This is a genomic window from Mesorhizobium sp. M0491 (genome assembly GCF_040321265.1).
Lineage (GTDB): Bacteria > Pseudomonadota > Alphaproteobacteria > Rhizobiales > Rhizobiaceae > Mesorhizobium.
This window is the reverse complement of the sequence record NZ_JAMYRE010000016.1, coordinates 130,624-144,058: the sequence shown is the minus strand read 5'-3', so window position 1 is coordinate 144,058 and position 13,435 is coordinate 130,624. Positions and strand designations below refer to the sequence as shown.

General features: G+C 63.1%; 12 protein-coding genes. 10 read left to right on the top strand and 2 right to left on the bottom strand.

The window, feature by feature from the left end:
• Positions 1-191 precede the first annotated feature (191 nt).
• Positions 192-2,618 (top strand): GcvT family protein, encoded by a 2,427-nt coding sequence (locus tag NKI69_RS21690; RefSeq protein ID WP_352722513.1) that lies wholly within the window; start codon positions 192-194, stop codon positions 2,616-2,618.
• Positions 2,619-2,730: 112 nt separating this feature from the next.
• Here NKI69_RS21690 and NKI69_RS21685 read toward each other — a convergent pair whose 3' ends face one another.
• Positions 2,731-3,123, bottom strand: a complete 393-nt coding sequence (locus NKI69_RS21685; RefSeq protein WP_023813208.1) for a DoxX family protein — start codon at positions 3,121-3,123, stop codon at positions 2,731-2,733.
• A 199-nt stretch (positions 3,124-3,322) separates the two neighbouring features.
• On the opposite strand from NKI69_RS21685, the gene NKI69_RS21680 reads away from it, so the two are divergent.
• Positions 3,323-3,811, top strand: coding sequence for a hypothetical protein (locus NKI69_RS21680; protein ID WP_023813207.1), 489 nt, complete (start codon positions 3,323-3,325; stop codon positions 3,809-3,811).
• An 81-nt stretch (positions 3,812-3,892) separates the two neighbouring features.
• On the opposite strand, the gene NKI69_RS21675 is transcribed toward NKI69_RS21680, so the two are convergent.
• On the bottom strand, positions 3,893-4,669 hold the full coding sequence (locus NKI69_RS21675; protein ID WP_352722512.1) for a VOC family protein: 777 nt from the start codon (positions 4,667-4,669) through the stop codon (positions 3,893-3,895).
• A 165-nt stretch (positions 4,670-4,834) separates the two neighbouring features.
• Here NKI69_RS21675 and NKI69_RS21670 point away from each other — a divergent pair, with 165 nt between their 5' ends.
• From NKI69_RS21670 to NKI69_RS21635, 8 genes are all read left to right on the top strand, one after another.
• Complete coding sequence (locus NKI69_RS21670; protein WP_023813205.1) at positions 4,835-5,551, top strand: gamma-glutamylcyclotransferase; 717 nt, start codon at positions 4,835-4,837, stop codon at positions 5,549-5,551.
• A 142-nt stretch (positions 5,552-5,693) separates the two neighbouring features.
• A complete protein-coding gene (locus NKI69_RS21665) occupies positions 5,694-7,058 on the top strand; it encodes an NAD(P)-dependent oxidoreductase (protein WP_023813204.1) in 1,365 nt (454 codons plus the stop codon).
• 2 nt (positions 7,059-7,060) lie between these two features.
• Positions 7,061-8,374 (top strand): NAD-dependent dihydropyrimidine dehydrogenase subunit PreA, encoded by a 1,314-nt coding sequence (preA, locus tag NKI69_RS21660; RefSeq protein WP_027035003.1) that lies wholly within the window; start codon positions 7,061-7,063, stop codon positions 8,372-8,374.
• A gap of 109 nt (positions 8,375-8,483) precedes the next feature.
• Entirely contained in the window at positions 8,484-8,987 is a 504-nt protein-coding gene (locus NKI69_RS21655) for an RrF2 family transcriptional regulator (RefSeq protein WP_023813203.1), read from the top strand.
• A gap of 42 nt (positions 8,988-9,029) precedes the next feature.
• Positions 9,030-9,488 (top strand): carboxymuconolactone decarboxylase family protein, encoded by a 459-nt coding sequence (locus NKI69_RS21650; protein ID WP_023813202.1) that lies wholly within the window; start codon positions 9,030-9,032, stop codon positions 9,486-9,488.
• 62 nt (positions 9,489-9,550) lie between these two features.
• Complete coding sequence (locus NKI69_RS21645) at positions 9,551-9,928, top strand: DoxX family protein (protein ID WP_023813201.1); 378 nt, start codon at positions 9,551-9,553, stop codon at positions 9,926-9,928.
• 114 nt (positions 9,929-10,042) lie between these two features.
• Complete coding sequence (locus NKI69_RS21640; protein WP_352722510.1) at positions 10,043-11,104, top strand: glycosyltransferase family 4 protein; 1,062 nt, start codon at positions 10,043-10,045, stop codon at positions 11,102-11,104.
• Positions 11,105-11,154: 50 nt separating this feature from the next.
• Positions 11,155-13,317 carry an amylo-alpha-1,6-glucosidase gene (locus NKI69_RS21635; RefSeq protein WP_352722508.1) on the top strand — a complete coding sequence of 721 codons (2,163 nt, stop codon included), beginning with the start codon at positions 11,155-11,157 and terminating at the stop codon, positions 13,315-13,317.
• The last annotated feature ends 118 nt before the right edge of the window (positions 13,318-13,435 follow it).

Here is a 13,435-nt window from a genome sequence, read left to right as displayed (position 1 = left end):
CTCAAGGGGGGAGATTGGCTGGCACGTTCTTCTTCGCCGACTACCAATGTTGAAAAGAGGGTCGCGGCGCAGCCGCTGCTGAATTCCCCCCCTTGAGGGGGAGATGGCCGGCAGGCCAGAGGGGGGCGGCTTGGCTCCTCCCATTTCGATTCATTCCACCGATCCAACTCATTGATAACAGAGATAAATCCATGAAATCGCATGCAAAGGTCGTGGTCATTGGCGGCGGTGTCGTCGGGTGCTCCGTGCTGTTCCATCTCGCCCGCCACGGCTGGACCGATGTTGTCCTGCTGGAGCGCGACGAATTGACGTCCGGCTCGACCTGGCACGCGGCCGGCGGCATGCACACCATCAATGGCGACCCTAACGTCGCCAAGCTGCAGAAATACACCATCAACCTCTACAAGGAGATCGAGGAGCTTTCCGGCCAGGCGACCGGCGTGCATCTGACCGGCGGCGTGCTTCTGGCGGCAAGCGCGGCGCGGCTGGACTGGCTGCGCGGCGTCGTCGCCAAGGGCCGCTATCTCGGCATCGAGCTGGAGGAGATCTCGCCCAACGAGGCGGCCGAACTGATGCCGCTTCTCGACCCCAGGCAGTTCGTCGGCGCCGTCAGGAACAAGGAGGACGGCCATCTCGACCCCTCGGGCGTCACCCATGCCTATGCCAAGGCCGCGCGGAAACTTGGGGCGGAAGTGGAGCGTTTCACCAAGGTCGAGGACATCGTGCGGCGTCCTGACGGGCTGTGGCGCGTCATCACCAACAAGGGCGAGGTGGTGGCCGAGCATGTCGTCAATGCCGGCGGCCTGTGGGCGCGCGAGGTCGGCCGCATGGTTGGTCTCGAACTGCCGGTGCTGGCCATGGAGCACATGTACCTGATCACCGAGGATATGCCGGAGGTCGCCGCCTGGAACGCCAAGACCGGCACCGAGATCATCCACGCGGTCGACTTCGATGGCGAGCTTTACCTGCGCCAGGAGCGCGGCGGCATGCTGATGGGCACCTATGAGAAGGCCAACAAGCCGTGGTCCGAATACCAGACGCCATGGAATTTCGGCCATGAATTGCTGGCGCCCGACATCGACCGCATCGCGCCGTCGCTGGAGGTCGGCTTCCGCCATTTCCCGGCCTTCCAGAACACCGGCATCAAGCAGATCATCAACGGCCCCTTCACCTTCGCGCCGGACGGCAACCCGCTGGTCGGGCCGGTGCGCGGCCTGCCGGGCTTCTGGGTCGCTTGCGGCGTCATGGCCGGTTTTTCGCAAGGCGGCGGCGTCGGCCTCGCTTTGTCGAACTGGATGATCGAGGGCGATCCCGGCGCCGATATCTGGGCGATGGATGTCGCGCGCTACGGCGACTGGGCGACGATGGCCTATACCAACGCCAAGGTGCGCGAGAATTATTCCAGGCGTTTTTCGATCCGCTTCCCAAATGAGGAACTGCCCGCCGGGCGGCCGCTGAAGACGACACCGGTCTATGATCTGCTGTCTGCCAGGGGTGCGCAATGGGGCGTTGCCTATGGGCTGGAAGTGCCGCTGTGGTACGCGCCGGAAGGCGTCAAGGACGAGTTCTCGTGGCGCCGCTCGAGCGACTTCACGCAGGTCGCCAAGGAGGTCGCGACGGTTCGCGACGGTGTTGGCCTGTCCGAGATTTCGAGCTTCGCCAAATACAAGGTGACGGGTGAGGGGGCCGCGGCCTGGCTCGACCGGATGCTTGCCTGCAAACTGCCGAAACCCGGCCGCATGACGCTGGCGCCGATGCTGAAGCAGGACGGCAGGCTGATCGGCGACTTCACGCTGGCCAATCTGGGGGTGTATGGCTGGTTCCTCGCCGGCTCCGGCATCGCCGAGCAATACCATATGCGCTGGTTCGAGAAGCACCTGCCTGACGATGGATCAGTCCGCATCGAAGCGCTGGGCGCGAAGCTCACCGGCCTGTCGATCGCCGGCCCGAAGGCGCGGGATGTGCTGGCAAAGGCCACGCGTTCGGATGTCTCCAATGCGGCATTTTCCTTCATGGCCATTGGCCGGATGGATATCGGCATGGCGCCGTGCCTGGTCGGCCGTGTGAGCTATACCGGCGATCTCGGCTACGAAATCTGGGTGACGCCGGAATACCAGCGCGCCGCCTATCAAGCGCTGATGGCGGCGGGCGAGGAATTCGGCATCGGCCTGTTCGGCTCGCGCGCCCTCAATGCGCTGCGGCTGGACAAGAATTACGGCTCATGGGGGCGCGAGTACCGGCCGATCTACGGACCGCTGGAAGCGGGGCTCGACCGCTTCGTTGCTTACGGCAAGGACGCCGATTTCATCGGCAAGGCCGCGGCGCTGGCCGAGCGCAAGCTGGGCGGCAAATTGCGCCTGCGCGCCTTTATCGTCGATGCCGACGATGCCGATGTCATTGGCGACGAGCCGATCTGGTTCGATGGTGCGGTGGGCGGCTGGGTGACGTCGGGCGGCTATGCGCATCATTCGAAGAAATCCGTCGCCATCGGCTATGTGCCGAAGGAGATCGCCGATGAGAGCGACGGCTTCGAAATCGAGCTGCTGGGCAAGCGCCATGCGGCGCGCATTCAGGTGGTGCCGCTTTTCGACGCCAATTTCGAACGGATGCGTGCCTGAAGCGCTTCGGCTTCGCCGATGCGCTTCAGATTCCTGTTTTGTACATGTCGTTGTCCCAAAACCGCGGGCACTTTTGGGCGACATGCACTAGGCCCGCCCCTTCTTCTGGGCGTCAGGCGCTGCGGCGGTTGTCCAGCGCGAAGGCGCCGGCGCCCGCAAACACCAGATAGAGGAAGATGAAGCAGAATGAGATCGCCGAATCGCCGCCATTGTTGACCGGGAAGAAGTCGCGCGGCGCGTGCGCCATGAAATAGGCGATCGCCATTTCGCCGGCCAGAAGGAACGCGACCGGCCGGGTGAACAGGCCCAGCGCCAGCAGGATGCCGCCGGCGAATTCGAGGATGCCGGCGGTGAGTGACAGCCCGCTCAAAGCACCGGCGTGGTCGCTGACCGGGAAATTGAACAGCTTCTGGGTGCCGTGTTCGATGAACTGCAGCGCGGTCACAATGCGCAGAATGCCGAGTGCCTGCGGCTGATATCTGGCAAGGCCGTCGAAAGGCTTCATCTAAAACTCCTTTAGCTTCCGGGATCGGCCATAGTTTATCGCCCGGCATTGGACCATTCATTTCCCCTGGTTTGCCATCAACAATCAGTGATTGGGAATGTTCCCAATTCCCTTCAAATGTTTCTCGCCAGGGTTGCATTAATACCTCTATGGTTGTATTAATGCGTGTACAACAATCTGAATGTGTGGGGGTCTTGCCATGAAAAAAGTCGTCATCAGCCTGTTCGCGATCGTCGCAGGCACCAGCTTCGCCATGGCCGAGGACGCCGGCTGTGAGGCCTTTAAATGGCCGGTGACGCGGGAGCAGACCCTGTTTGCCGCGGCACCGGCAACGCCGCCCGGAGCGGCGCTGGCGGTTGGTGCGGCTGCGGACCTGGCGCTGGTGCCGGTAGAGAAAGCCGGTTTTGCGGTGGCGCCCGAACGTGCGCCGGCATCAGACACGTTTGGGGCCGTCGCCAGCGTGGAAGTGCCGTCCGAGGGAGCCATTCAGATAAGTCTCTCGGGGGAGGCCTGGATCGATGTCATCCAGGATGGCCAGGCCATCAAGTCGGCGGGCTATAGTGGCGTGAAAACATGCCCTGGCATCCGCAAGAGCGTGCGCTTCAAGCTTGCGCCCGGCCCGGCCACCGTCCAGTTCAGCGGCGCGAAAAAAGCTGAGTTGAAGGTTGCGGTGCTGGCGCCGGAATGAGACGGCGCCAGGCAGGGGTAGAGGCCTTCATCGGTGGTCTGATGAAAACCCGCGCTTTGTGTCAGCGGTTTTCGATCGCGGTCAGCGGACTGGCGCCATCAAGGCGAAGTGCGCGTCTTGCGGGTCCTGGCATTGGACGATCCAACTGCCGCCGGGGACCTCCATCGGGCCCATCAGGATCTTGCCGCCATTGTCGGTGACCCGTTTTGCGGCCGCGTCGATGGCCGCAACGTTGAAGTAGAATTGCCAGACCGGCACCGGGATCTGCTCCGGCTTGTTCATGATGCCGCCGCCGGATTCGGGGCCAGCCGTAAAAGTCTGGTAAGTGCCCATCGGACCCATGTCGAAATCGCCGGCGTCGATCCAGCCGAACTGCTCGGAATAGAAATCGAACGCGGCTTTCCAGTCGCTCGTATAAAGCTCGTGCCAGCCGATGTGGCCCGGCGTGCCGGCCGGCACGACAGGCTGGTCGGGACCGTTCGGCTGCAGGAACATGAAGGTCGTGCCTTGCGGATCGGCGACGACGGCAAAGCGGCCGACACCCAGAATGTCGTCGGGCTGGCGGTGAACGGTGCCGCCGGCTTTCTCCAGCGATGCCGTGGCGACGTCGACATCCTTGGTGTGAATATAGCCAAGCCAGGCAGGCGGCATGCCCATCTTGGCGGCATCCTCGGGCAAGGTCATCAGTCCGCCGACGCCACGTTCGCCGACATTCATCACGATATAGCGCGGCATGCCGGGTGCCTTATCGAAGGGCTGCGCCGTCCAGCCGACCACTTGGGTGTAGAACGCCTCGGCGGCGTCGAGATCTGATGTCATCAATTCGTACCAGAAGAAGGGCATCGGGGTTTTCGGCATTTTCGGTCTCCTCACCTTTCATGGATCGATCGTCGTCCATCTTAGGACGATCCTCACGACGGAAATCCGACACGCCCGGACAACAATGGGTGTGTGTGCCAAGCGTTCCCTGGTTGCGCGAGCTCTGGTTTTCGATTTCTCTGCGGTGATGAGGGGTTGTCGTCCATGCGCTTGATGTCGCTCACGCCCGAGCTTGTCGCACTGTGCCATCGGGAAGAGGCCGATCCCGGCCCGGACCCGAGTTGGACAGACATGAACGACGAGGATTTCCGCACCCTTGCCTTGCGGCTGTCCAATGAAGCCGATGAGGGACCACTATGGGTGTTCGCTTACGGGTCCCTGATCTGGAAGCCGGAATTCGAGTCGGTCGAGCAACAGCTCGCCACGGCCTTTGGCTGGCACCGCTCTTTTTGCCTCGACATGGTGCGTTGGCGGGGCAGCGCCGAGCAGCCGGGGTTGATGATGGCGCTCGAACGGGGCGGACGCTGCAACGGCGTGATCTACCGCTTGCCGGAGGGCGAAAAGCCGGCGCAGATCGAAAGGCTGCTGCGACGCGAGATCAGCGACCACGAAAGCATCGAGACGGTCCGGTGGCTGCCGGTGCATACGCCGCAAGGTACGCTGCGCGCGCTTGGCTTCTGGGTCGGCGTGAAGGGCAGGGGAACGTCGCTGAACCAGCCGCTGGACAGAGTGGCGAGCGTGCTGGCCAGAGCCTGCGGGCATATTGGATCCGGCGCCGAATATCTCTACAACACGGTCAGCCATCTCGAGGAATTCGGCATCCATGACCGCAATCTGTGGCGGCTGCAGCAACTGGTAGCCGACGAGGTCAAGACCATTCATGGCTGTAAGCTTGAACCCGGCCATTCGCGCGCACTGTAAAAGTGGCCCTCGCCTCCAATAACATGACTAAAAAAATCATGTTATTGTCGAGCCTTTTCAGGGGCTTGCGCCGAAAATTGACCAATTGATAAAAAAATAAAACGTGCTAGCCTTCCTCAAAAGAAAACATGGGGAACTGACGATGCCAGAAGGCCAATTCAGGGAAGGCATTGCGGGCGGCAGGCTCTCGGCCGACCAGTATGCGGACAATTTTTCCGACCTGCATCCGCCGCTCGATCACCACGAGGCGCTGGTCGAATCCGATCGTTGCTATTTCTGCTACGACGCGCCGTGCATGAATGCATGCCCGACCTCGATCGACATTCCGCTGTTCATCCGCCAGATCTCGACCGGCAATCCGATCGGTTCGGCCAAGACCATCTTCGACCAGAACATATTGGGCGGCATGTGCGCCCGCGTCTGCCCGACCGAAACGCTGTGCGAGGAAGTCTGCGTGCGCGAGGTGGCGGAAGGCAAGCCGGTGCAGATCGGCCGCCTGCAGCGCTACGCCACCGATGTCGCCATGGGCGAGAACAAGCAGTTTTATCCGCGCGCCGAGCCGACCGGCAAGACAATCGCCGTGGTCGGCGCCGGGCCGGCCGGCCTTGCCGCCGCGCACCGGCTCGCCCGCCACGGCCATGACGTGACCATCCTGGAAGCGCGCGCGAAGGCCGGTGGCCTCAACGAATACGGCATCGCCGCCTACAAGAGTGTCGACGATTTCGCCCAAGCCGAAGTCAACTACGTGACCGCGATCGGCGGCATCGACATCCAGAACGGCAAGGCGCTCGGCCGCGACTACCAGCTGTCGGACCTGATCCGCAATTACGATGCGGTGTTTCTCGGCATGGGCCTTGGCGGCGTCAACGCGCTGCGTGCTGATGGCGAGGAGGCCGACGGCGTCATCAACGCGGTCGAGTTCATTGCCGAACTGCGCCAGGCCAGCGACCTTTCCGGCCTGCCGGTTGGCCGCCGTGTCGTCGTCATCGGTGGAGGCATGACGGCCATAGACGCCGCGGTACAGTCGAAGCTGCTCGGCGCCGAGGAGGTGACGATCTGCTACCGGCGCGGCCAGGAGCACATGAACGCTTCCGAATTCGAACAGGATCTGGCGGCAGCCAACGGCGTCAGCATCCGCCACTGGCTGCAGCCGAAGCGGGTGATCGCCGAAGGCGGCAAGGTCACCGCCGTCGAACTCGAATACACGGCGCTGAACGGCGACAGGCTTGCCGGCACCGGCGAGACACTGACGCTCGTTGCCGACCAGGTGTTCAAGGCGATTGGACAGAGTTTTGTGCCGGTCGCCCTTAATGGCAGCGGTGCGTCGATCGATCTTGAAGCCGGCCGCATCAAGGTCGATGCGGAAGGGCGCACTTCTCTCGCCAGGGTCTGGGCCGGCGGCGACTGCATCTTCGGTGGCGACGACCTGACCGTCTCGGCGGTCGCGCAAGGCCGCGACGCTGCGGAGAGCATCAATCGGGCACTGACCTCGAACGGGAGGGCATGAGCATGGCAGATATCAGAAACAATTTCGTCGGCATCAAATCGCCAAATCCGTTCTGGCTGGCCTCGGCGCCGCCGACCGACAAGGCCTACAACGTCATCCGCGCCTTCAAGGCCGGCTGGGGCGGCGTGGTGTGGAAGACGCTGGGCGAGGAAGGCCCACCGGTGGTCAACGTCAACGGCCCGCGCTACGGCGCGATCTGGGGCGCCGACCGCCGCCTGCTCGGCCTCAACAACATCGAGCTGATCACCGACCGCGACCTGCAGGTCAATTTGCGCGAGATCAAGCAGGTCAAGAAGGACTGGCCCGACCGCGCCATCGTCGTCTCGCTGATGGTGCCATGCGTCGAGGAGGCCTGGAAGGCGATCCTGCCGGTGGTCGAGGAGACGGAGGCCGACGGCATCGAGCTCAATTTCGGCTGCCCGCACGGCATGTCGGAACGCGGCATGGGTGCCGCCGTCGGCCAGGTGCCGGAATATATCGAAATGGTGGTGCGCTGGTGCAAGCAGAACACCCGCATGCCCGTCATCACCAAGCTGACGCCCAACATCACCGATGTGCGCAAGCCCGCACGGGCGGCACATGCCGGCGGCACTGACGCGGTGTCGCTGATCAACACCATCAATTCAATCACCGGTGTCGACCTCGACAGCTTCGCGCCGCAGCCGACAATCGACGGCAAGGGCTCGCATGGCGGCTATTGCGGCCCGGCGGTGAAGCCGATCGCCATGAACATGGTGGCCGAGATCGCGCGCGATCCCGAAACCCGCGGCCTGCCGATCTCCGGTATCGGCGGCATCACCACCTGGCGCGATGCTGCCGAATTCATGGCGCTCGGCGCCGGCAATGTGCAGGTCTGCACGGCGGCAATGACCTATGGCTTCAAGATCGTGCAGGAAATGATCGCGGGCCTCGAAAACTGGATGGACGAGAAGGGGCACGCCTCGCTCAACGACATCGTCGGCCGCGCCACGCCCAATGTCACCGATTGGCAGTATCTCAACCTGAACTACGTCGCCAAGGCGCGTATCGACCAGGATGCCTGCATCAAATGCGGCCGCTGCCACATCGCCTGCGAGGACACTTCGCACCAGGCGATCACCAGCATGGTCGACGGCGTCAGGCACTTCGAGGTGATCGAGGCCGAATGCGTCGGCTGCAATCTGTGCGTTAATGTCTGCCCGGTCGAGAACTGCATCACCATGGAACCGCTGGCGGCAGGCGTGATGGACCAGCGCACCGGCAGGCCGGTATCGCCGGTCTATGCCAACTGGACGACGCACCCGAACAATCCGATGGCCAAGGTGGCTGCGGAATAGGGACTTACCCCAACAAAAGAGCGGCGCTTTCGAGCGCCGTTTTTAATTTTCCTATTGCAGATAATAATTATCCACGATAGTATATATCCATGATAAAGGAGCCGATCCAATGAAGCTGGGCGAGGGCGTTGAGGCAGCTATCCATTGCGCTGCCACGCTGGCCAGTGTGGAGGGGAACAGCACCATGCCTGGCGCCGCTCTGGCCGAGTCCTTTGGCCTGTCGCCTAGCTATCTGCTGAAGCATCTCAACATGCTGAGCGCGGCGCGCATCCTGGAATCGGTGCCCGGGCCTGCCGGTGGCTATCGGCTGGCGCGGCCGGCCGAGCGCATCACGCTGCTCGACATCGTGCTGGCCATCGAAGGGCGCGAGCCGGCTTTCCGTTGCGGCGAGATCCGCCAGCGCGGTCCGGTGAAGCTCGATGCTTCGGCCTATGTCAAACCCTGCGGCATCAACGCCGCGATGCTGAAGGCCGAGCGTGCCTATCGCGCCGCGCTCGCCGAGACCAAGCTGTCCGATATCGTGGCCACCTATGCGGCAGAAGGCGATCCCAGGTCGCTTGCTGCGAGCTGCGCCTTCGTCGAGCGCCACCAGCGGCCGCAGAAATCCAGTTAACCCGTAGACCCAAACCCAAAGCAGATTTGAAAGGACAGGAAGATGAAACAGAGGCTGCAATTTTTCGCCAAGGCGCCGGAGATCATGAAGGCTGTGTCGGCGCTCAACAAGGCGGTGGACGAATGCGGGCTCGAGGTGAGCCTGCTGCACCTGATCAAGCTCAGGGCATCGCAGATCAATGGCTGCTCGTTCTGCGTCGAGATGCACAGCCGCGAGGCGAGGCGCGACGGCGAGACCGAGCAGCGGCTCTATCTGGTTTCAGCCTGGAAGGAATCGCCGCTGTTTTCCCTGCGCGAACGCGCTGCCCTGGCCTGGACCGAAGCCGTCACCTTGATCGCCAGCAATGGCGTGCCGGACGAACTCTATGCAAAGACGCTCGAGCATTTCTCGGAAGAGGAACTGGTCAAGCTTTCCGTTGCGCTCGGCATGATCAACACCTGGAACCGGCTGTGCATCCCGTTCCAGGCCATTCACCCGGTGCCGGCGGCGAAGGCCGCCTGATTGTCCGGTTATGTTGGGAGCGCCGTCGAAAGGCGGCGCTCCACTTTCAAAGGGAGCGTTTGATGCCTGCCGATTTGCCTTCGACCTTGTTGTTTCTCGCTCGCCTGTTGCTCGGCGGCGCCTTCGTCTTCGCCGGCCTGCGCAACATCCAGAACGCGGCCTTCCTGACCCAGCTGATGGCCGCGCGCGGTGTGCCGCAGGCAAGATTGGCGCTGTGGCTCGGCATCGTGCTTCAGATCGCCGCCGGCGTGCTGGTCATCGCAGGATTGTGGACGGCACTCGCGGCCGCGGTGCTGCTGCTGTTCCTCATCGTCGCCACGCCGATGTTTCACAATTTCTGGGACCATCAGGGCCAGGACCGTGCGTCCCGCATCAACGGCTTCGTCGGCAATGTCGCGCTGAGCGGTGGCTTTCTGACCCTGATCGCGCAATCTGTTTGACGCACAGTTCCATGCCGACTGCGGCCTCTGGTGCCCACGGCTCGATCATAAAATCGGAACCAATCGAGCCGTTGACGCATTTCACACCTGCATGCCCAGCATCCAGGATGGAATATGAAAATCGCCCATGTCGCGCCGCTTTATGAATCGGTGCCGCCAAGGCTCTATGGCGGCACCGAGCGCATCGTCTCGTATCTGACCGAAGCGCTGGTCGATCTGGGCCATGAGGTGACGCTGTTCGCCAGTGGCGACAGCCAGACTTCCGCGACGCTGGTACCCAGCCGGGAACGCGCGCTGCGCCTCGATCCGCGTCCGCTTAAATCCGAGATCGCGGCGCATCTTTCGATGCTTGCGCAGGTGAGGGAACGGGCGTCGGAGTTCGACGTCATCCACTTCCATCTCAGCCATTTCCTGCACTTTTCCTTCTTCGAGGATCTCGTCGACCGCACGGTGACGACACCGCATGGCAGGCTGGATTATGTCGACCTAGCGCCGGCCTATGAACGGTTTCCGCGTTTTCCCCTGATTTCCATTTCGCACAGCCAGAAGGCTGGCCTTGCCAACGCCAACTGGTTGGCGACGATCCATCACGGATTGCCGACCACTCTCTACGAACCGACTTTTGAGACGACGGCGGAAGAACCCTACCTTGCCTTCCTCGGCCGGTTCTCACGCGACAAGCGCCCGGACCGCGCCATCGAGATCGCCTTGCGTTCGGGGCTCAAGCTCAACCTCGCGGCAAAGATCGGCGACGACGACCGCGCCTATTTCCACGAGGTGGTCGAACCGTTGATCGACGGCGATCGCATCGTCTATGTCGGCGAGATCGAGGAGGACCAGAAGGCGGAATTTCTCGGCAAGGCGGCCGGCCTGCTGTTCCCGATCGACTGGCCGGAGCCGTTCGGCCTTGTCGCCATCGAGGCCATGGCCTGCGGCACGCCGGTCATCGGCTGGAATTGCGGCGCGCTGCCCGAAATCATCGATCAAGGCGTCACCGGTTTCATCGCTGACACGGTGGACGGCGCGGTCGCCGCGGTGCCCGACTTGCTGCAACTCGACAGGCGAAAGGTGAGGGCCGTTTTCGAAAAGCGGTTCTCCGCTCGAAGAATGGCTGGCGATTATCTGGCCGCCTATGCGGGCCTGATCGGCGTCCCGAGCGCGGCGAAGGCGTCTTGAGCAACGACGTGCTCGAGCCACGACAACGAAACAACAGGGATCTTTGACGAATGGCCCAACTCGATGAGCGCCAGCTCGATCCCGCGGTTGCGCTTGCATCGCTCGACGCCACCGCCCCTCGCGAGCCGCATCGGTTGTTTGCCCTCAAGCAGGGCGATTGCTTCGCGGTTGCCGACGCCTATGGCGACATACGCGGAGCCGGCGACGGTTTCTTTCGCGACGACACACGGGTTCTTTCCGAGTTCCGGCTGACCGTCGGCGGCAGGCAGACATCGCTGCTCGGCGCCTCGCTCAGCCAGGACAATGTGCTGTTCACCACCAATTTGACCAATCTGCCGATACAGAGCGCCGGTGGACGCGACATCCCGCAGGGAGCCATTCACATCGAACGCGTCAGGCTGCTTTGGCAGGACAGGCTGTTCGAACGCATCACCCTTTCCAATTACAGCCGGGAACACTCGACGATCAGCGTTTCCCTGCACTATTCCGCCGATTTCCGCGACATGTTCGAAGTGCGCGGCTCGACACGGCTGAAGCGCGGGCTGGCCCATGCCGCCGAAACAGACGCGACGTCCGTCCTGCTGCGCTATGACGGGCTCGACGGCCTGGCCCGCCTCTCTGCGATATCGTTCTCGCAGGCGCCGGACCAACTGACAGCCACCCGTGCCGATTTCCTGATCGCCGTGACCAAGCGCAGCAGGAAGGTGCTTTATGTCGAGGTCGGTCCCGAGGTGGCCGATAAGCCCGACCGCGACCGGTTTCGCGCCGCTGCCGCCCGCGCCCGCTTTGGCATGCGGGCCAAACGTCGCCATGGCGCGACGGTGCGCAGCTCGGGCCGCGTCTTCAACGACTGGGTCGAGCGCGCCCGCGCCGATGTCGCGCTGCTGACCACCGAACTGGCGACCGGCCCCTATCCCTATGCCGGCATCCCCTGGTTCTCGACGGCGTTCGGTCGTGACGGCGTCATCTCGGCACTGCAGATGCTGTGGCTCAATCCGGGCCTGGCGCGGGGCGTGTTGGCCTTTCTGGCCCAGCATCAGGCGACCGAGACATCGCCGTTCAGCGATTCGCAGCCGGGCAAGATCATGCACGAGACCCGCAAGGGCGAAATGGTGGCGCTGCGGGAGCTCCCCTTCGGCCGCTACTACGGTGGCGTCGATACGACACCGCTCTACATCTATCTTGCTTGTGCCTACGCCGATCGTACCGGTGACATGGCGTTCATCGACGGCTTGTGGCCATCGCTGTGCGCTGCGGCCGAATGGACGGAGGAGGCGGGCCGGGAGACCGGATTCGTCACTTACCAGCGAGCGGCCGAGTCCGGCCTCGCCAACCAGGGATGGAAGGACAGTTTCGATTCGGTCTTCCATGCCGATGGCCGCATTCCCAAGGGTCCGATCGCCCTGGTCGAAGTGCAAGGCTATGTCTTTGCCGCTTTCCGGGGGCTGGCCAGGCTTGCCCGCCGCCGTGGGGAGGACGACAGGGCCGACCATTGGGATGGTCGCGCCGAGGCGATGCGGGTCGCCGTGGAACGCGATTTCTGGCTTGACGATCTCGGCTTCTATGCCCTCGCGATCGACGGTGCGGGCGAGCCCTGCAAGGTGCGGACCTCGAATGCCGGGCATCTGCTTTTTGTCGGATTGCCTGAGCCGGCGCGGGCCCAGATGGTCGCCGACCAGCTGCTTTCCGCCTCCTTCCATTCCGGCTGGGGACTGCGGACGCTCGCCGACGATGCCGTGTTCTTCAATCCGATGTCGTACCACAATGGCTCGATCTGGCCGCACGACACCGCCCTGTGCGGTGCCGGCCTGGCGCGCTATGGCGAGCGTGAAAGCGTGGTTCGCCTGATGAGCGGCACATTCGAATCCGCAGTCCATTTCAACATGCGGCTGCCCGAACTGTTCTGCGGTTTTACACGTGCGCCGGGCGAAGCACCCATCGCCTATCCCGTCGCCTGCCTGCCGCAAGCGTGGTCGGCGGGCTCCGCCTTCATGCTGATGCAGGCCTGCCTTGGCCTGGAGATCGACGGCTGGGATGACGAAATCCGCGTCACCCGCCCGAGGCTGCCGATCGGCATCGACACGCTGACACTGCGGCACCTGGGCGTCGGCGACCGGGTCGTCGATCTCACCTTCCAGCGCGTCGGCGATCGGGTCGTCGCTTTCCTTGCCGACCGCCATGAAGGGCTGGTGCCGCTCATCGTAAGGACATGATCCGAACAAAATTGGCGGAACCGATCCGAGCTTTGTGCGTTGCAAAAATACGGGTCCGAACGCCGACCACGTGGTCGGCGGACCTTTTCAAACGGGAAACACGAAAAAACGGTCGCCG